Annotated in this window: 16 protein-coding genes; 12 read left to right on the top strand and 4 right to left on the bottom strand. The window is 40.8% G+C overall.

Annotated elements, in window-relative coordinates:
- Positions 1-116 precede the first annotated feature (116 nt).
- Entirely contained in the window at positions 117-995 is an 879-nt protein-coding gene (era, locus tag ABDW32_RS09955) for a GTPase Era (protein ID WP_077437022.1), read from the top strand.
- A gap of 144 nt (positions 996-1,139) precedes the next feature.
- On the opposite strand, the gene uvrC is transcribed toward era, so the two are convergent.
- The 4 genes from uvrC to ABDW32_RS09975 all read right to left on the bottom strand — a co-directional run bounded on the left by uvrC (position 1,140) and on the right by ABDW32_RS09975 (position 7,302).
- Positions 1,140-2,951, bottom strand: a complete 1,812-nt coding sequence (gene uvrC / locus ABDW32_RS09960) for an excinuclease ABC subunit UvrC (RefSeq protein ID WP_343561932.1) — start codon at positions 2,949-2,951, stop codon at positions 1,140-1,142.
- 172 nt (positions 2,952-3,123) lie between these two features.
- Positions 3,124-5,394, bottom strand: a complete 2,271-nt coding sequence (locus ABDW32_RS09965) for a transglycosylase domain-containing protein (RefSeq protein ID WP_343561934.1) — start codon at positions 5,392-5,394, stop codon at positions 3,124-3,126.
- A gap of 284 nt (positions 5,395-5,678) precedes the next feature.
- A complete protein-coding gene (gene ispF, locus ABDW32_RS09970; RefSeq protein ID WP_077437025.1) occupies positions 5,679-6,158 on the bottom strand; it encodes a 2-C-methyl-D-erythritol 2,4-cyclodiphosphate synthase in 480 nt (159 codons plus the stop codon).
- Positions 6,159-6,483: 325 nt separating this feature from the next.
- Positions 6,484-7,302 (bottom strand): glycogen/starch synthase, encoded by an 819-nt coding sequence (locus ABDW32_RS09975; RefSeq protein ID WP_104383852.1) that lies wholly within the window; start codon positions 7,300-7,302, stop codon positions 6,484-6,486.
- A 148-nt stretch (positions 7,303-7,450) separates the two neighbouring features.
- Between ABDW32_RS09975 and panC the strand changes: the two genes are divergently transcribed.
- The 11 genes from panC to ABDW32_RS10030 all read left to right on the top strand — a co-directional run bounded on the left by panC (position 7,451) and on the right by ABDW32_RS10030 (position 19,976).
- The gene (gene panC / locus ABDW32_RS09980) at positions 7,451-8,299 is read left to right on the top strand and encodes a pantoate--beta-alanine ligase (RefSeq protein ID WP_343561938.1); all 849 of its coding nucleotides are present in this window, start codon (positions 7,451-7,453) and stop codon (positions 8,297-8,299) included.
- 156 nt (positions 8,300-8,455) lie between these two features.
- On the top strand, positions 8,456-8,806 hold the full coding sequence (panD, locus tag ABDW32_RS09985; RefSeq protein WP_343561940.1) for an aspartate 1-decarboxylase: 351 nt from the start codon (positions 8,456-8,458) through the stop codon (positions 8,804-8,806).
- A 137-nt stretch (positions 8,807-8,943) separates the two neighbouring features.
- The gene (locus ABDW32_RS09990) at positions 8,944-9,306 is read left to right on the top strand and encodes a hypothetical protein (protein ID WP_343561942.1); all 363 of its coding nucleotides are present in this window, start codon (positions 8,944-8,946) and stop codon (positions 9,304-9,306) included.
- A 355-nt stretch (positions 9,307-9,661) separates the two neighbouring features.
- The gene (locus tag ABDW32_RS09995) at positions 9,662-11,998 is read left to right on the top strand and encodes a TonB-dependent receptor (RefSeq protein ID WP_343561944.1); all 2,337 of its coding nucleotides are present in this window, start codon (positions 9,662-9,664) and stop codon (positions 11,996-11,998) included.
- 43 nt (positions 11,999-12,041) lie between these two features.
- Positions 12,042-12,509: a thioredoxin family protein gene (locus tag ABDW32_RS10000; RefSeq protein WP_343561946.1), complete on the top strand. Its 468-nt coding sequence runs from the start codon at positions 12,042-12,044 to the stop codon at positions 12,507-12,509.
- 75 nt (positions 12,510-12,584) lie between these two features.
- Entirely contained in the window at positions 12,585-13,256 is a 672-nt protein-coding gene (locus tag ABDW32_RS10005; protein WP_343561948.1) for a hypothetical protein, read from the top strand.
- Between the two features lie 75 nt (positions 13,257-13,331).
- Positions 13,332-13,931: an FKBP-type peptidyl-prolyl cis-trans isomerase gene (locus ABDW32_RS10010; RefSeq protein WP_343561950.1), complete on the top strand. Its 600-nt coding sequence runs from the start codon at positions 13,332-13,334 to the stop codon at positions 13,929-13,931.
- 661 nt (positions 13,932-14,592) lie between these two features.
- Complete coding sequence (locus ABDW32_RS10015; RefSeq protein WP_343561952.1) at positions 14,593-16,236, top strand: NAD+ synthase; 1,644 nt, start codon at positions 14,593-14,595, stop codon at positions 16,234-16,236.
- Between the two features lie 247 nt (positions 16,237-16,483).
- Positions 16,484-17,056 (top strand): DUF4136 domain-containing protein, encoded by a 573-nt coding sequence (locus ABDW32_RS10020; protein WP_343561954.1) that lies wholly within the window; start codon positions 16,484-16,486, stop codon positions 17,054-17,056.
- 374 nt (positions 17,057-17,430) lie between these two features.
- Positions 17,431-18,054 (top strand): 3'-5' exonuclease, encoded by a 624-nt coding sequence (locus ABDW32_RS10025; protein WP_343561955.1) that lies wholly within the window; start codon positions 17,431-17,433, stop codon positions 18,052-18,054.
- An 8-nt stretch (positions 18,055-18,062) separates the two neighbouring features.
- On the top strand, positions 18,063-19,976 hold the full coding sequence (locus ABDW32_RS10030; protein WP_343561957.1) for a DUF294 nucleotidyltransferase-like domain-containing protein: 1,914 nt from the start codon (positions 18,063-18,065) through the stop codon (positions 19,974-19,976).
- Positions 19,977-20,041: the final 65 nt, after the last annotated feature.

Below are 20,041 nucleotides of genomic sequence, written 5' to 3' on the forward strand. Positions count from 1 at the left end.
AATATATTTTTGAACAAAATTGCTTTTTTCTTTTTAAAAAACAAGATTATGATCCTTCCGAATTGGAGTACAAAGATATATTTTGTTTCTTTGTAATCCTAATAAAATTTAGAAAAATGTCACATAAAGCAGGATTCGTAAGTATCATCGGAAAGCCAAATGCTGGTAAGTCCACCCTAATGAACGCTTTAGTGGGTGAAAAGATGTCTATCATCACACCCAAAGCGCAAACGACAAGACACCGCATTATCGGTATTGTAAACGATGAAGACCATCAAATTGTGTTTTCCGACACGCCCGGCGTCATCAAACCCAACTATTCGCTACAGGAATCAATGATGAACTTTGTCCAGGGATCTCTTATCGATGCAGACATTATTTTATTTGTGACAGATATCCACGAAAAATACGATGAGAATGACGTATTGGAAAAATTACGTAAGACAAATTCTCCTGTCGCTGTCCTGATCAACAAAATAGATAAATCTTCTGAAGAAGAGGTAAAAGCCAAAATCGAGTTTTGGCAGGAAAAACTCAATCCGGATACGATCTTCGCTATTTCAGCCAAATTGGACCACAATGTATCGGCCGTCATGCAGTACATCAAAGATAAGTTGCCGATCCATGAGGCTTACTACGAAAAAGATGAACTGACAGACAAGTCCATGCGTTTCTTTGTCTCGGAAATGATCCGCGAGAAAGTATTCAAATTATATGACAAGGAAATCCCTTACAGTACCGAAGTCATTGTTACCTCCTACAAAGAGGAAGCAAATATTACACGTATTGCTGCAGAGATTATCGTTGAACGGGATTCCCAAAAGAACATTATTATTGGTAAAGCCGGTGCGATGATCAAAAAAGTAGGCACTTACGCCCGTCAGGATATAGAAGAATTTATCGATGGAAAGGTTTTCCTGGAACTATTCGTGAAGGTGATCCCTGATTGGAGAAGCAAAAAGAACTACCTTAAACGTTTTGGTTACGACGATTAATTAGTACTGAGTAGATCGTATTGAGATTTTGGTTGCACAAGCCTTTGGCTTACTTACTTTTTTTCATACCGTAGTCTATTTTTCTTTATCCATTTTTAAAATCGCAAAAATGAATGAAAAAATAGCAATAGCAGAAAAATCAGTCTAGCTTGATAAGCTCGTTCCACTAAAATATAAACGAAGTGCTTTAATCTGTTTCAGATTAAGCACTTTTTTTAGATCCTCATCCGAAGCCTCTTTTACTCTTTTAACCGATTTAAACTCAGTCAGTACCTTCTCGACAGTTGTTTTTCCGATACCGGGAATATTCTCTAATTCAGACACAAAGGTCTTCCGGCTACGTTGATTCCTGTGAAAAGTGATGCCAAAGCGGTGGGCCTCATCACGCAGATGTTGAATAACCTTTAACGTTTCCGATTTCTTGTCTAAATACAGCGGATACTGATCCCCGGGATAGAAAAGTTCTTCCAGTCGCTTGGCAATACCGATGACAGTTACCTTACGTTCTATCCCCAGTAAGCGTAGACTCTTCAATGCTGCCCCTAATTGCCCCTTACCACCATCGATAATAATCAATTGCGGCAACGGCTGATCTTCATCCAATAATCTTCGGTAACGTCTAAAAACAGCCTCCTCCATGGTTGCAAAATCATTCGGCCCCTCCACTGTTTTCACATTAAAATGCCTGTAATCCTTTTTGGAAGGCTTCGCATCTTTAAACACCACAATGGCCGATACAGGATAATTTCCCTGGATATTGGAATTATCAAAACATTCAATATGCTGTGGCAATACATTCATGCGGAGATCTTTCTGCATCTGTTTTAAAATACGCTCGGTGCGGATATCCGGATTCAGCTTTTCATATTGCAACAGGCGTTCCTTTCTGAAAAAAGCTACATTTTTTTGAGATAGCTCCAACAGCTTTTTCTTCTCCCCAAGCTTCGGAACCGTAAAACGGATGCGTTCGTTTTCCTCAATATCCAGTTCAAACGGAACAATAATCTCCCGCGAAAGGCTTTTGAAGCGCTCACGTATTTCAGGTATGGCCAAGGAAAGCAATTCCTGTTCACTCTCATCCAAACGGCGTTTCATTTCCAGCGTCTGCGTCTGAATGATAACACCATTCATTACTTTGAGGTAATTTACAAACGCGTAGCCCTCATCCGAGGCGATACTAAATACATCGACATTCGTAATGGATGAATTAACAACAGTCGATTTGCTCTGATAGTTATCCAGTTTATCCAGTTTGGCTTTTATCAACTGGGCGCGTTCAAAATCCAGGGCCGCCGCAGCAGCCGCGATCCCTTCCTTTAGCCGATTGGTGACCACGGAAATTTTACCATTCAGAATATCCCTGATATCATTCAGATTTTGGTCATAGTCTTCCTCCGACTGATAACCTTCACAAGGCCCCTTACAATTCCCGATCTGGTATTCAAGACAGATTTTAAACTTGCCTTTTCGAATATTCTCCTGAGTAAGCGCAAGGTTGCAGGTCCGAAGCGGGAATAGCTCGCGGATCAAGTCCAGCACGATATGCATCATCCCCACAGAAGGATAGGGGCCATAATAACGGGAGCCGTCCTTGATATACTGTCGTGTCCAAAAAACACGCGGAAAGGGTTCATTTTTGATGACAATCCACGGGTAGGTCTTGTCATCCTTGAGCATCACATTGTATTTTGGTTTATGCTTCTTGATGAGTGAATTTTCAAGTAACCACGCATCAATTTCGGTATCTACTATAGTAAAAGAAATACGGTTGATCTTACGGACCAAAACACGGGTCTTACCGTTCAATTGCGTTTCATTGACAAAATAAGACCCCACCCGGTTACGAAGGTCTTTCGCCTTACCGATATAGATCAATTCATCATGTTTATCAAAATATTGATAGACGCCCGGTCGATGCGGTATTTTCTTTAATTCTTCCCTATAGTCAAATGTCAAAACTTTAAAATTTAAACAGTAAAAAGTAAAAATGGAGATCGTTTACAGAGGCTTGGCTCCGTAAACTAACCTCCTTATTCTTTAATCTTTGAAAAACAAGCTTGTATAACCAAAGTGTCCATACACAAATCTAAAAAGTCAAAACAAGAAAGTGAAGACAGCTTGTAGGCAGCTAGAATCCCAAACGATCATCCTTTAATTTCGGTTCATCCTTACTGCCTGAATCCGTAGATCCATCTTCGACATCAGAGCCACCGCCGCCCCAGTACTGATTACAGTCAATGACCCGGGTCAATCCACCCTGCGGTTGTTCAAAATCTCCTTTGGTATATTTTAAATTTGAATCTTTATAGACCTTTTGCATAAAGAAAGCAAAGACCGGCATTGCTGCCGCAGCCCCCTGCCCATATTCCATTCGGTCAAAACTAATCCCACGATCTTCGGCTCCGGTCCAGACACCCGTGACCAGTTCCGGCGTGATACCAATAAACCAGGCATCGGAATTGTCATTGGTAGTACCCGTTTTACCACCGATCGGATTGGTCAGGTTATATTTCCATTGAATACGTCTCGCGGTACCTTGAGACACCACTTTTTTCAGCATATCAACAATGATATAAGCCGACTCGCTGTTCAGTGCTTTCACTACTTTCGGAGCCTTATCATAGATTGGTGTCCCATTTTTATCTTCAATACGTAAGATGGCCGTAGGTTCGATCCAGGTTCCATGATTTACAAAGGCAGAATAAGCGCCGACCATATCAAACACAGATGCTTCGTAAGCCCCCAATGAGATAGAAGGGTAATTAGGAACATCGCTCGTTATTCCCATCCGTTTGGTCAGTGCGGCAACCTCGGCAGCCCCCACTTCATGTACCAGATACGCTGTTGCAAAGTTTTGGGAATATGCCAATGCCTTTGCCAAAGTAATTGGATTTCCCCCCTGCGCATTTCCCCTTGGTGTCCAACCATTATAAGTTTGCTGATAATTTGGAATGCTATAACAAGGTGAATAACCATTATCGATCGCCACAGCATAAGTAAATGGCTTAGCCGTAGATCCCACCTGTCGGGTTCCCATTTTAACCTGATCATATTTGAAGTGATCAAAATCGATCCCGCCGACCCAGGCCTTGATATGCCCGGTTTTTGGTTCCATCGACATCATGGCATTGCGCAACATTAATTTATTGTATCTTATAGAATCCATTGGTGTCATCAGGGTATCTTTACTTCCTTTCCAGGTAAAGATATTCATTGGCACTTTCACATTAAACGCCTTCTTGATTTCGTCTTCACTTAATCCTTCTTCACGTAAGATGCGATAACGGTCAGAACGTTTCATTCCACTGATCAGCAACTTTGCTTTATCGCCTTTAAACGGATCCCTATTTTTCCATTGCGCAGAAAATTTAGACTGCAACTGCTTCATCCACTCTCTCTGTGCATCTTCGGCATACTGTTGCATGGACATATTGATCGTAGTATAAATCTTCAGCCCATCGCGGTCTAAGTCATAAGGGGTACCATCTGCTTTGACGATTTTAAGATTAGCAAATTCTTTCTTAATCTGGTCCTTTAACACAGCTCTGAAATAAGGTCCTAAGCCCTCACCATAGTTTGCAATCTTGAGTTCCAGTCCAAGTGGTTTCGCCTTAGCTTCGGCCGCTTCTTCCGCTGAGATAAAATTGGCGGCCACCATATTATTTAACACCGTATTACGGCGTATTTTTGATTTTTCAGGAAATCTCACCGGAGAATAAGCCCCTGGGCCTTTCAGCATCCCGACCAGAAGTGCCGCCTGATCAGCAGTTAGTTTATCCGGTGTGGTATTGAAATAGGTGCGCGCGGCAGATTTTATTCCAAACGTATTGTATGCCCCAAAATCCACGGTATTGAAATACATTGTCACAATTTCATCCTTGGTATAATTTCTTTCTAGGCGAACAGCTGTCACCCATTCCTGAAACTTCTGAATAATACGCTTTAAAAAGTTCTTTTGACGCCCGTCGGAAAAAAGATTAAGTGCCAATTGCTGGGTAATGGTACTCCCCCCCTGTTTGTTTCCGGTCAGGGTATGGAAAATAACCGTAAATGTGCGGGAGTAATCTATGCCGGAATGATCGTAAAATCGCTTATCTTCGGTGGACACCAAAGCCTTAACCAAATACGGTGATAATTCGCTGTATTTGACATTCGAGCGGTTCTGAACATAATACGTACCCAATACTTTGTGGTCATCGGTAATGACTTCGGACGCTAAATTACTTTTGGGATTTTCCAGATCGCTAAACGAAGGTAATTTCCCGAATAAGCCAAGACGTATACTCAATATAAATAGAAATCCAAGGGCTACAATGCCGATGATGATTTTCCAAAAATTGAATGTATATCGTTTTATATCGCCTTCAGTCAGTTGATTTTTTTTTGATACTCGCTTCATCTATTTACTAAATTTCTTATGCAAATATTATTCATTTATGTTTGCTTTCCGTCGTATTCACCTACGCAGGGCATGCTGTCTTCTAAAGCTTATATGAAATATCTTATTTTTTGGCTATGCCTATTTTTTTCAACATAGATATCTCCTTATTTACGCTATGACAGACCTATTCTATTTAATGTCCACTCTATCAGATAATGTGCCAAAGAATGCTTCCGAACAAAGGTATTACTAATTCATTCAAAAGTAGACATTAAAACGTGAAAATGTTTACCTATCCGACATTAAACCCGTTCAATTAAACAAACAGCATAGGCTACAACGCCCTCTTGACGACCAATGAAACCCATTGTCTCATTGGTTGTTGCTTTAATGGAAATATCATCTATATCCAATCCGGTCGCTTCAGCCAATTTGATCTTCATTTGGGGAATATAAGGTTTGATCTTGGGTGCCTCAAGGCAAAGCATGGCATCAATATTACCGAGCTGATACCCTTTGGCCTGAATCAAACCCATGCACTCTTTTAACAACAACAAGCTACTAATCCCCTTCCAACGCATATCGGTATTGGGAAAATGATAACCGATATCTTCAAGGTTTGCTGCGCCTAGGATAGCATCACAGATCGCATGCACCAACACATCGGCATCCGAATGACCAAAAGCTCCAGCATGATGTTCCAACTGCACACCACCAACAATAAATGGGTGCCCTTCTTTTATCTGATGAACATCAAACCCAAATCCTACCTTAATTTTCATTACTACAATTATATTATGAGAATACGTTTTTCAACGTAATAAATAAGTTCTTTCTACGCTGTTTATCCTACCAAAGTTCACATTTATCATAAGCCGGTTATTTACCGCAGCGGCTATTTACGCTCATGATGTTTCACTGCTACGAAGATACCATTTTAGTGCCGATATTCTGAAACGGAGTTTAGCATCGCTATGATGTTTTAGTTACAATAGGCTAAATCACAGATATACTGGGAAGTAACACAAAAGGGCTATTTCGTTGGAAATAGCCCTTTTTAATAATTTATTGTCTGTTTGTTTTATCAGATCCTTAAGAAAAAGCAATTTATGCTTCTACTTCTTCGGGAGCAAACTGATCGTACACCTCACCAAAAGCATCGTAGTCCTGATCACCGTTAGGCTCAAAAACCTGAATGTCTTTGGATCTAGCGAAATCAACGATCTCCGTATTGACATTTTCGTCAGCCACGACAACCATATCCGTAAAATGCAATGCACCTTTATAGATTGCCTCATAGCTACCATCGCCATATACTTGGGCATCTTCAGCTTTAAAAGCACCTTCAGGAGCCATTTCAGCATACTTCGATCCCAATGTTCCTTTAAATTCTTCGTTAAACAAAGAATACATCACTTTTGCATCCTTAAATGTAGGGTCATCCTTATACGTTGTTTTCACGTAAGCAGGTACCAAAGCAGAAAACCAGCCATGGCAGTGAACTACATCCGGCGACCAGCCTAATTTCTTAACAGTTTCCAACGCTCCTTTACAGAAGAACACCGAACGCTCATTATTGTCTGCAAAGAATTCGCCATGCTCATCACTAAAAACTTTTTTACGCTGAAAGTAGTCCTCGTTATCCAAGAAATACACCTGCATCCGGGCTGCAGGCAGTGAAGCTACTTTAATAATTAGCGGATTATCATTATTATCCACAACAATGTTCAAGCCTGAAAGACGAATCACCTCATGCAATCTATTTCTACGCTCATTGATATTCCCAAAACGAGGCATCAAGATACGGATTTCAAAACCCTTCTCTTGCATCGCTTGAGGCAGTTGACGTGTAATTTCAGAAATTTTGGTTAATTCGAGGAAAGGCGACATCTCGTGAGTAATAAACAATATCTTCGTTTTTGCCATCTCCAGTTATTTTTATTTATTATTTTCGAACAGTAAAATCGGTCTACAAAGGTACAAAAAAAATACTTACCATGCAATTTACTATCAATCATCGTTTTATATTCCCAAAATAATATGCAACTTTGCCAACAAAAAACTATTCAGTAAAGTGGAAATTTTCAAAACGAAAGCAGCACTCCAAGCACATCTCCAAAAAGCACGCTCGGCAGGTAAAAAAATAGCCTTGATCCCCACCATGGGAGCACTTCATGAAGGACATTTATCCTTGTTAGATTATGCCAGACCGATCAGTGATATCCGTGTTTGCAGCATTTTTGTCAACCCTACACAGTTTAACGACCCCAAGGACCTGGAGAAATATCCACGTCCGATTGAAAATGATATCAGGCTACTGGAGTCTGTCGATTGTGACATTTTATTTATGCCATCAGTTGAAGAAATGTATCCCGACAAAAATGAAAATTGGCATATTGACCTGGGTGAACTGGATCAGATCTGGGAAGGAGAAAAACGTCCGGGCCATTTTCAGGGTGTAACACAGGTAGTCTATAAATTGTTTACCTTAGTACAGCCCGATATTGCCTGCTTCGGTCAAAAGGATTTTCAGCAGGTCATGGTCATCCAGCGTATGATCGAAATCAAAGCGCTCCCGATCCAACTGGCAATCTGCCCCATCATCAGAGATCAACACGGACTGGCCTTGAGCTCGAGAAATATGCGACTTAGCGACGAAGGGAAAATAAAAGCTTTGGCCCTGTCCCGTGCTTTACAATACGTGAAAGACCATATTGGGGACAACAGCGGATTACAGGAAATAAAAGAGAAGGCTCTGGCAATTTTAACGGATACTCCAGGTGTAACGGTCGAATATTTTGCGATCTGCGAAAGCAGCTCCCTAAAAGAAGTCGAACAGATTGATACAAGCAAGCAACATGTAGCACTTGTCACTGCATGGGTAGAAGGTGTACGTCTTATTGACAACATGATCCTCACCTAGGTAAAGGTAATATTTTACGGATAAGGTAGATGTATGGCTTGATAATTTTGTTGTTATCAAGTCAAAAAATAGCACGATATCCACGGAATGTCCTACCAATGTCCCAATACGCGGCACAGCTATATACAATACTAAAAAAAACTCTACCTTTGCGCCATGGTAATAGAAGTAATGAAATCCAAGATTCACCGCGTGAAAGTCACACAGGCGGAATTGAATTACGTGGGTAGTATCACGATAGATGAAGATTTGATGGACGCTGCAAATATCATCGCTAACGAGAAAGTGCAGATCGTAAATAATAATAATGGGGCCCGTCTGGAAACCTATGTCATTCCGGGGCAACGTGGATCGGGTACGATCTGCCTAAACGGAGCAGCTGCCCGTCTGGTGCAGGTTGGCGACATCGTTATTATTATTTCATATGCAACAATGGATTTTGAGGAAGCAAAACGTTTTACACCGGCCCTTGTATTCCCTGATGACAACAATCATTTGATCAGATAGTATTAAAGATAGTAGATTTGAGAATAGAGATCTTAGTTTCCCAAGCCTATAGCTTACAGACTGTCTCCATTTTTTATTTTTAATTTTAACTTTATATCGTATTTTTGAAGCGTTACTCGAACAAGTAGCGCTTTTTTATGCAATTAAAAATAACAAGAAATCTGCGTCAGTTTATCGCATCATTCCAATTGGCTCTGATGTCACTGATTATCCTGTCGGGTGTTATTTTTATGCACAAGGAGGTGAAATCAAATGGGGAAATCGTGATGCACACGCACCCTTATGATTTTACAAAGAAAGAAAAACCGCAAGAGACCGATGATCAGATTGATTATCTAAATGTCATCTATCAGAACACCTATGTTCAGGCCGCTTTCCTTGCTCTCGAACTTCCTATACCAAGGGAGATTCAGTCAACGGACTATTATTCGATATGTCCGGAAGTTGCGACGATCTCAATCAGCTCCTATTACCTCCGTGGTCCCCCCTGCTTTGCTTAACAACAGTTTATTCTTCTAAATCCAACATTAAAACTTGTGCATTAAAGCTGGCAACGCTTCTGGCATCTGTTCGTCTATTTATTTTTTCACCATTACAAAATAGCAATCAGGGTTTTGGTTTAATTGCCCATAAGCATAACCCCTGTCTTCCTATATGATTAAAAAGTAAAAAGAGCTGAGCTATATGCTACATGTTCGCGATTTTAAAGAAACCGATCAACTGTATACTTCTATCATAACAAGAAAGATTCCCCAAGGTCATGTCTCGTCTAATGTGAAAAAAGCAATGCGATGAGCCCTGTGCACAGGCGAACTGATCTTCCTACGAAATTACAAGATATTCAATTCTATAAAAATGCTAAAGCAATACACGTTACTGGCGACCTTATTAGCCGGAACATCCTCAATATATGCACAGTCAACACTGGAGGGCTATTTATTCAATAAAAACCGTCAAGCGATTGCTTCGGGCACATTGACGGTAAAGAACAGCAAATCAGCCACGACATCAGATGCTGACGGGCACTTTAAATTCAGTAATCTTACTTCGACCAAAGTAACACTAAATATATCCGCTGTGGGCTATCGTTCGCTCACAAAAACCATCGGACTGGACACCTTAAAATCACCGTTACAGATTCAGCTTGAAGAAGACAACCTCAATCTAGATGAGGTCGTGGTCTCAGCCACACGTTATGGTGTCAAACGTAAAGATGCACCCGTTGTCGTCAATGTTATCGGCCCCAAGCTCTTTAATGCCACACAATCCGTGGCAATGTCAGAAACACTGAATTACCAACCCGGTGTCCGCATCGAAAACAATTGTCAAAACTGCGGTTTCTCCCAGGTTAGGCTCAACGGACTTGAAGGGCCATATTCACAGATACTCATCAACAGCAGGGCTGTCTTTTCCGCGTTGAACAGTGTATATGGATTGGATCAGATCCCGACAAGCATGATCGACCGAATTGAAGTCGTCCGCAGCGGCGGTTCGGCACTATTTGGCGCCAACGCCATTGCCGGAACCATCAATATCATTACCAAAGATCCTGTCGAAAGCGACTGGCAGGTAAAATCTACCAACTCGCTGATCGGCGGCAAAAGCTGGGACAACACCGTCGACTTCAATACCTCCCTAGTCGCAGAAGATCTAAAAACCGGTGCAACATTTTATGGCATGCACCGCAATAGGGAGTCGTATGATGCCAATGGCGATGGATTTTCGGAGATCACCAAACTCCGCAACACCACCTTTGGTACCAAAGTATTTTACAAACCGAGCGACCAGGATAAAATTACGGTAGACTTTAGCACCGTCAATGAATTTCGTCGGGGTGGAGATCAACTGGATAAAGTACCGCACCTGACCCAGATCACTGAGCAGTTGCAAACCAGTTCTATCGTCGGAGGGATTACCTACGACCACTATTCCGAAGATTTTAAACACAAGCTTTCGGCCTACGGGTCCGTCCAGAAAACAGTTCGCGATAGTTATTATGGTGGGCTTGGAGGCGGCACAACCAAAGCGGACAGTACGCTTGCCTCAAATTCGTATGGCAAGACAGATGACATTGCATTGGTTGTAGGAAGTCAATATACCTACAATTTCGAAAAAGATATATTTACCGCAGGTGTTGAGTTTTCTTATAATGACACCCAAGATGAAATCCCAGGATACAAACGGACAATTGATCAGCGGAATAAAGGATTGGGCACCTATGCCCAATATGAATGGAAGCCCTTTGCAACTTTCAAAACCTTGATCGGGGCACGGTACGATTATACCTATGTCGATGGTAAATACAGTCTAGCCGGCATAAACCGCAGTTCGGATCAACGTTTCGGAACATTCAGCCCCCGCTTGACAATTCTCTATGATCTGACAAAAGATCTACAGTTCAGAGGGGGATACGCACGTGGCTTCCGGGCTCCACAGGCTTTTAACGAAGATATGCACGTGACGTCTATCGGCGGCAATCAGGTGTTTGTACTGATCGGCGAAAACTTGAAGACCGAATATTCCAATGCTTATACCGGGTCGTTTAGTTACACCAAGAACTTTGGAAATGTACAAACCAGTTTTCTAGTTGAAGGTTTCTACACCGACCTCAACAATCAGTTTGTCAATATCATGGCTTCACAGCAGGATGGGTTGATCATTCAGGAGATGCAAAATGGTGAAGGGGCTCGCGTATATGGCTCCAATGTCGAAATCAACGTCGCACCTTCATCCTGGTTATCCTTACAGGCCGGGGGAACAATTCAACGCTCACGCTATAAAAAAGATCAGCTCATCTACGAAGGTGAACAAGACACACATGATATCTGGACAAGGAAATATGTGCGTACGCCGAATGTTTACGGCTATATGAATACTAATCTGAAAGCGACGAAGCGGTTCGCTGTCGATCTGACAGGCGTATATACAGGAAAAATGATTGTCCCCCATATTCAGCAAGATATCATGACGCTCAAAAACGCGCGCGATTTTATTGAATTGAATCTGCGCCTGGGCTATACATTACCTGTGCACAAGGATTTTAGTATCGAATTTTTTGGTGGTGTACAGAATATGTTCAATGCTTTTCAAAAGGATTTTGACAAAGGTGCATTACGGGATTCGGACTATATCTATGGCCCTACCCGTCCACGAACATATACTTTTGGTCTTCGGATAGGCCATTTTCATTAAATAGCAGTATTGGAATAAATGTTCAATAAACAATAGCAGAACAATGAAATATTTTAGGAAAATAAGCCTCCTGCTGATCAGCTTACTTTATCCGCTCTTCCATTTTGGACAAGAGCGGATAAATTGGATCAGCTTTGAACGGCTCGACTCCTTGTTGGCAGTAGCACCGCGGGAGACCCTCATTTTTATCCATACCGATTGGTGCAGCTATTGCCGAAAAATGGAACGGGAAATATTTACAAAACAGGATCTTGCTACAACGATCAATAAAAGGTACTATGCAGTCAACCTAGACGCAGAATCCGTGCAGGAAATCGGCTTTGATCAGAGCCTTTGGAAAGCAAAATCCAGCAGGAAAAGAACCGGACAATATCATCCACTAACCTTACAGCTACTGCGAGGAAAACAAATGGTTTTCCCTAGTTTACTGCGATTTGACAGCGAATTCCGATTAAAAAATATACAACAAAAATACCTGAACTCAAAAGAGTTAAATGATTTTTTAGAATAATTTAACATATTTGTGTAGCGAAACCAAGCCTTGCAGCGTTTTGAGTTTTATAATTAATACACACTTTAAGAAATTATGAAAAATATCACGAAATTTTTAATGGCATTTTTGTGTCTGGGAATGATCTTCGCGTCTTGTAACAAAGATAACATCGATTATGATGAGTTGAATAGACAACAAATAGAAGCTGCCAGAAAAGAAAAAGCGCGTAGAGATTCACTTTTAAGAATTCAAGCTCCTCAATTAGAGCAATATGCTAAAACCAAATGGGGTTCAGACGCAAAATATTCTGACTCTACAGGCATTTGGTACAAAGTAGAATTGGCCCCAAGCACAGAAACTCCTTATGCATACACAGGTACGATTGGATATTATGGCCCGGCAGCAAATGCTTGGTCCGCAACATTTAACTTTAAAGGCGAATTAATGAATGGAACTGTATTCGATAAAAATACAGATGGAGTTCCTAAAGTTTATGATGATATTCGCAATGCCATTAAGGTATATAATACAGCTTGGGTTCAAGCGTTTATTCCCACAATCATTAATATTCAGGGACAAGATGTAAGATTTGAAGGTTTATTACCTAAAGGTCTTCAAAAAGGAGATAAAATCAGCTTTATTTCTCCTTCTTACTACACATTTGACCAAACAGAATACACTGCAGGAAGTGAAAAGGTAACAGTTCCTAAAAATACACCTGTTGTATACACAATAGATTTAAAAGCTGTTGGCGCTGTTAAATAAGAAAAGTATATTATATTTACAAAAGCCATTCTCACTATGAGAATGGCTTTCTTATGAAAAACCACTAATAATACTATGAAAAAATTATTATCGCCATTACTCTTGGGAATTGCAACTATTGCTCTTCTGGCTGTTAGCTGCAGCAAAAACGACGATGCTCCTGTATATGATGCAGAGGCACAATTTAAGACGGATTCTACACTGCTTAAAAATTATGTCGACAGCAAATATCCTAATGCACAGTATGATTCTGAAAAGGGAATTTGGTATGAAATTTTAGCTGAAGGTGAAGGAAATTATCAATATAAAATCGTAGATACCTTAAATGCTAAGCTTTTTAAAGTTCAGCCTACTGTAAAGTATACTGGCAGACTATTAAATGGCAGTATCTTTGACCAAACCGAGGCAGATAAAACAGCGAATTTTGAGATCCTCACCAATACCGGTTATTATTACCCTTTCGACAGCTCGATCATTCCCGCTTGGACATTTGCTTTTGCACCAAAGAAAATCGGCGATGTAAAACTGGGCGGGTTAACAGAGAAAGGGCTTCAAAAAGGCTCCAAGATTCATATCATGGTTCCCTCCAAATGGGGTTATGCAAATCGTGCAATGGGAAAAATCCCGGCTAATTCTCCTTTAGATTTTGTTATTGAAGTCGTAGATATCAAATAGCTTTTGTAGTATAAAAACCGATAGCATTTATCAAAAATAAAAACGCCCAAAGCAAGCATTTGCTTTGGGCGTTTTCTATTTCCCTACACTCATCAACGATAGATTTTCTCGAATAGCTCAGCATCCGTCCGCCTTGAGAGTCGGAAACGGTCAAAAGCAACAGCATTTTTAAGCAACGATAAACGTAGAAATATTGCTAGAGGAATATAAATAGCTTAAAAAAACAAAAGCTCGAAGTGGGGAACTCCGAGCTTTACCTAACCAATTATTAACCTAAATTATGAAAAGTTCTTTATATATTATTTTGTATATATCTTTCTGTTTTGATATATCAAAGGTAAGACACATTCCCTTTCCTGTCAAGAAATTTAACAGCATTTAACGTTGTTAAAATTATGTTAAAACAATTTAGCACTTTAAAACAAATATAGAGCCCTTTTTTAAATGCAATATTTTTAATCATTATGCAAGGAGATTAGCAGCGTACTTGTCACCTAGCTACAAATGGAAGAAATAAAGCTGATGTAATGCATGTACTCTGCAAAAAAAACAGTGCGCAATAAAAGATACACTTCCAATAAAAAGAATAAATTTGTAGGTAGAGACTCCATTGTATTGGAGTATATTAATTGCAGATCTAAAAAAAGAAAAATAGAGACGGATGAAAATAGCTTTAGCACAATTGAATTACCATATTGGTAATTTTGAGGCAAATACAGCAGCAATAACTCAGGCAATCAAGCAGGCCAAAGACGCATCGGCAGACCTTATTATCTTTTCGGAGCTTGCTATTGGTGGCTATCCTGCCAAAGACTTATTACGGAATAAAGTATTTAAACAACAGTGCAATGCGGCTATCCATCAGATTGCTGATCACTGCAAGGATATTGCCTGTATTATCGGAGCTCCCGTCACAAACAGTGATCCCGAAGGAAAAGAACTGTATAATACAGCCGTATTTATTGAACAAGGTGCTGTTCGAAACATTGTAAAAAAAGGCTTGCTCCCCGATTACGACGTTTTTGATGAATACCGCTACTTTGAACCGAATAAGCGATTCGATTGTATCATGCTGAAGGGTGTGAAAATTGCGCTGACGGTTTGTGAGGATCTCTGGGACGATGACGAGGGGGGAAACTCTTATGTGGGTGACCCTATGGCCGAACTCCGAAAAGAAAATCCCGATCTCTTGATCAATATTGCCGCCTCTCCATTTTCCTATAAGCATTTTGATGAACGTGTCAAGGTACTCGCACGACAGGTCAGAAAGTCAAATCGCCCATTAATCTACGTCAACCAAGTGGGAGCACATATGGATATTGTCTTTGATGGCCGATCACTAGCACTCAACAACGACGGAACAAAAATTGCCGAATTAAAACGATTTGAAAATGATCTGCAATATGTCACCTATCATCAACAAAATATTACTTCTACCACGGCGTCCATCAAAGAGCCCGTCACGGAAATTGCGCTCATCCACGATGCATTAATTCTGGGACTACGGGATTATTTCCAAAAATCAGGGTTCAAAAAAGCGGTCCTCGGTTTATCTGGCGGATTGGATTCGGCCTTAGTCGCGGCCTTAGCTTGTGAGGCGCTGGGTGCCGACAATGTGTTGTCTATTTTGATGCCTTCCGTTTACTCCTCAGACCATTCCATCAAAGACGCTATGGATCTGGTCAGCAATACAGGTTGCAAACACCATATTGTCCCTATAAAGGATATCGCTTCAGCCTACGAAAATACGCTTGCCCCGATTTTTGAAGGTTTACAGGCAGATACCACCGAAGAAAATATACAAGCGCGTGCACGTGCTGTTATCCTGATGGCGATATCGAACAAGTTTGGCCATATTCTATTAAACACTTCCAATAAGAGTGAAGCCGCGGTCGGCTATGGCACCTTATACGGTGACATGGCCGGATCCATTTCCGTTATTGGCGATGTTTATAAATCCAAAGCGTATGATCTAGCATGTTACATCAATCGTGAACGTGAAATTATCCCCATCAATACCATTGAAAAAGCTCCTTCCGCAGAATTACGTCCCGATCAGAAAGACTCGGATTCCCTGCCAGCGTATGATCTGCTAGACAAGGTCTTATTCGAATTGATTGAAAACGAAAAGAGTGGTTCCGAAGTTGTAGCAATGGGATTCGAAAAATCGTTAGTAGAGAGAGTAAGTAAACTGGTCAATAATGCTGAATTTAAACGCTTCCAGGCTCCGCCAATTCTACGAATCAGCCCCAAAGCTTTTGGCGCTGGAAGACAGATTCCATTGGTGGCAAAATATCCGTATTAATTTTACAATAGGGATTAAACCTTAAGTATAGATTGCTGTCTAATGTTAAAAATAAATCCGGCACATACAACCCAAATAAAGAATTGCCCTAGTGCATAAGAGTTGTAAGAGCGGATAGATAAAAATAAAACAAGTAAATTAAAATAAAGTTCCATATAGGCCATGAAACCATCATGAGTATACTGCTTAAACGCAGAACATCCGTACTCATGGTAGATTCATCACAGTTAATAAACAGATTACTACGATGAAAAAGATTCTATTATTTTTGGTGCTCTGCGTTGCGCTTGCATCATGTTCGTCTTATCAATACAATACCACCCGGGTAGAAAAGATGGATTTCACTCCTTTCAAAACGTATGCCTGGTTACCACCGGTAGACTCGCTTTCGAAATCTTATTTTGACAATGATATTGCCAAAACCAATATTTTGGATGCAGCAAATACGGCTTTAGAAGCAAAGGGACTTCAATATTCTAAAGATAACCCAGATCTGTTATTCCGTTATATTACCATAGTCAATAACAAAAGCCGTTTAGTATATGGTGGCGGTGGCTATTATGGCTGGGGAGGCCCTTGGGGCTGGTACCGACCATGGTTCTCACCTTATTTTTATGGCGGTGGATATTATCCCGTAGCAAAAGAACGCTACCGCTATGGTCACCTGATCATCGAAGCGATCGATCGCAAAACCAATTCGGTCATCTGGCAGGCTCGTGGTTCGGGTGATGTGGATAATCCTGAAAAGGCGATCAACAACATCAGTAAAGTAGCAAAAGGTGTGATTGATTTATTCCCTATAAAAACAATAAAAAAATAAAGCTGGTTTGGGCAAAGCCCTCCCGCAACACGATATAGCAGATTACTCTTTATCCTCCATGGTACAAAGTAATTCACACAAAAGCCTGATTTCATCGCAAATCGGGCTTTTTTACTGTATACGCTGTCGCAATACCCAAAGTTTCAACTGAAAATGCGCATTTCATACAATCTGATGATTTAGTTCGGATCACATGTTAAGCACTGGTTCTCAGTCCTCCCCCCTATCGATACCGTTTTATTCGCATTGAGCATATATTTTTCAATACAATATTTCCGTCCGGCGATACAGCCCAAAATGGGTAAAGACGATCCCGCCATTGCATATCAAAAGGATTTTAGCTAAGTTTAGCTGGAATTAATATTGAACAACCGTTGAAAAAATATTTTTTATTCCTAGATACCGAAACCTCTGGCTTACCAAAAAAATGGGATCGAAAATATACGGACAGTGAAAATTGGCCGCATGTACTCCAATTGGCCTGGATTATTTTTGATGAAGATCAGCAAGAGATCAAACGTAGCAATAAATATATCTACGAACCGCTGATTCCGATCAGCCCAGCTGCCGAACAGATCCATGGTCTTACTCCACCTTTTCTGATGCAACACGGTGACAAGAAAAAAGATGTGCTCCGCAAGTTCAGCCACGACATCAAAAAATATCAACCTCAACTGGTCGGGCATTTTCTTTCTTTTGATCTACAGGTACTCTGCGCAGAATACCATCGCACCAGCTTACCAATTCCATTCCATGGACTGAAGTACTTTTGCACCCTATTGCACAGCAAAAAATATGTACGCAATCCCAACATGGTCCACTTGCCATTGGCATTGCTACACGAAGCCCTGTTTTCAGAAATACCCGCGGCTCTACATGATGCCGAAAAAGATGCGGAAATTACTGCAGGATGCTATTTCGAGATGCTGCGACGGGCAGAACTCAGTGAACAAGATATCAGCAAACAACAAGGGGAATTTAATAACATCTTATCATGACAGCGACGATGAAACATACAGAAGATATCCTTTCCTTGCTCAAGTCTACCCAACCCTTTCAGGTACTGCCCGAAACTGTTCAGATCAGCCTGGTTGAACTGATGTACCCCTACCGTTTCACAAAAGACAGCTTAGTTTATCGACAGAATATTACGGATATGGAAGGTGTCGACCTGATCTGGGAAGGTGAATATGAAACATTTTTCCTGGATAGTTCAGATAACAAAAGGCTGGTTGAAATCCATCATAACCCCTATTGTTTTGGAGGTATCTCGGTTCTATTAAATCGAACGAAAGCACTAAAGTCTGTTCTTGCTACAAAAGGTACACTGATCTATCGCTTACCACGAAAGAATTTCATTGAACTCTGCAATGCCAATGAAGAATTCTTTCAATTTTTCACCAGCTCTTTCGGCAAGAGGATGCTAGATGACGAATTTTCGCATTTTGTGAAGTCCCCAGCCTCCTTCGAAGAAAGCTATTTTGCTGCCGACCAGCTCTACTCCCGCAAGATCGAACACATTGTGTATAAAGATATTGTAGACTGCGCAGCTGATACTGCAATTTACGAAGTTGCACGGACGATGGCCCAGCATAAAGTGAGCTGCGCATTCATTAAAGACAAACAAGATATTATTGGTTATGTCACCGACATGACCCTTAGAGATCAAGTGATTGCGCAGCAGGTAGCTGTTACAGCTCCTATCGCTTCCGTCATGGATAACCCCATCGTCAGTATTTCCGACCAAGCCTATCTTTATGAAGCCGTACTCAAAATGTTCCATACCAAATCCCGGTATCTCCTTGTTGAAAAAGAAGGAAATTACGTCGGCTTTCTGAGCCGCAATCGGCTTCTGAGTGAACAAGGACAATCTCCCCTGGTTTTTATCCAGTCTGTAAAGCTTGCTGAAACACTCGAGGAACTAAGGGATAAATGGAACAATGTACCCGAAATCATCCATCAGTTATTGGGCAGAGGGGTAAATGCCGAAATTGCCAATCAAGTCATCACAACCGTTGCAGACAGTATCGCCGTAAAAGTGATCGAAAAAGTGATCAAAACAATGGGTGAACCACCAGCCAAATTTGTTTTTATGGTTACAGGGAGTGAAGGGCGCAAAGAACAGACGCTGATGACTGATCAGGATAATGCTATTATATATGAGGACAAGGCCAACGAACAGCGGGAATTTGTCCGGGATTACTTTTTAAAATTTGCACGTGAGGTATCGGATCACCTGAATACCATTGGCTTCAGCTATTGTTCCGGCGGTTATATGGCCAGCAATCCTGAGTGGACACATTCACTTTCCCATTGGAAAAACAATTATAAAATGTGGATCGAAGAGAGCGTGCCCGAAAATGCCATGAAGTTCTCCACCTTCTTTGATTGCCGGAGATTATATGGCGATCAGGGCATTATTGACCAACTTAAAGACTTTCTGACCGTCGAATTGCAGAAACCCAACGAACGTTTTTTTGCTTTCATTGCGAAAAATGCCTTGCAATACGAGCCGCCGCTGACTTTTTTCAAAACCATAAAAACACAAACCATCGGGTCGACAGAAGTATTTAATATAAAGAAAGCCATGACACCAATTGTTGATCTAGTAAGGGTGTATGCGCTGAAAAATCAGATCTACGAAGAGAATACCGGTGGTAGGCTCAAGGCCTTATTAAATCTGGGAATATTTACCCAGGAACAGTATAACGAACTCCATCAATCCTATTACTACCTGATGTCCATCCGGTTAAAAAATCAAACCAATCAGATCCGGATCGCAAAGTTGAGCCCGGATAATTACATTACCATGGAAAACCTGACAAAAATTGAGAAAGCGACATTAAAGGAAATATTTAAATCAATAAGTAATTTCCAATTGGGGATCAAGTTGAAGTTTACAAATAATATGTTCGGATAATAATGAAATGAATGAGCCCTTGAGTGATATAGGTTCCTTTTTGGTTTTATTGCCCTTTAATGCTT

The sequence above is a fragment of the Sphingobacterium sp. genome (assembly GCF_039596235.1).
In the GTDB taxonomy this organism is placed as follows: domain Bacteria; phylum Bacteroidota; class Bacteroidia; order Sphingobacteriales; family Sphingobacteriaceae; genus Sphingobacterium.

Bases quoted from the DNA above. Each gene is read 5' to 3' on its own strand.
- ABDW32_RS10010 (WP_343561950.1), top strand. From the start codon at position 13,332: ATGAAAAAATTATTATCGCCATTACTCTTGGGAATTGCAACTATTGCT.
- ABDW32_RS10005 (WP_343561948.1), top strand. From the start codon at position 12,585: ATGAAAAATATCACGAAATTTTTAATGGCATTTTTGTGTCTGGGAATG.
- ABDW32_RS10030 (WP_343561957.1), top strand. From the start codon at position 18,063: ATGAAACATACAGAAGATATCCTTTCCTTGCTCAAGTCTACCCAACCC.
- ABDW32_RS09990 (WP_343561942.1), top strand. From the start codon at position 8,944: ATGCAATTAAAAATAACAAGAAATCTGCGTCAGTTTATCGCATCATTC.
- ABDW32_RS09995 (WP_343561944.1), top strand. From the start codon at position 9,662: ATGCTAAAGCAATACACGTTACTGGCGACCTTATTAGCCGGAACATCC.
- ispF (WP_077437025.1), bottom strand. From the start codon at position 6,158: ATGAAAATTAAGGTAGGATTTGGGTTTGATGTTCATCAGATAAAAGAA.
- ABDW32_RS10020 (WP_343561954.1), top strand. From the start codon at position 16,484: ATGAAAAAGATTCTATTATTTTTGGTGCTCTGCGTTGCGCTTGCATCA.
- panD (WP_343561940.1), top strand. From the start codon at position 8,456: ATGGTAATAGAAGTAATGAAATCCAAGATTCACCGCGTGAAAGTCACA.
- ABDW32_RS09965 (WP_343561934.1), bottom strand. From the start codon at position 5,394: ATGAAGCGAGTATCAAAAAAAAATCAACTGACTGAAGGCGATATAAAA.
- era (WP_077437022.1), top strand. From the start codon at position 117: ATGTCACATAAAGCAGGATTCGTAAGTATCATCGGAAAGCCAAATGCT.
- ABDW32_RS10015 (WP_343561952.1), top strand. From the start codon at position 14,593: ATGAAAATAGCTTTAGCACAATTGAATTACCATATTGGTAATTTTGAG.
- ABDW32_RS09975 (WP_104383852.1), bottom strand. From the start codon at position 7,302: ATGGCAAAAACGAAGATATTGTTTATTACTCACGAGATGTCGCCTTTC.
- ABDW32_RS10000 (WP_343561946.1), top strand. From the start codon at position 12,042: ATGAAATATTTTAGGAAAATAAGCCTCCTGCTGATCAGCTTACTTTAT.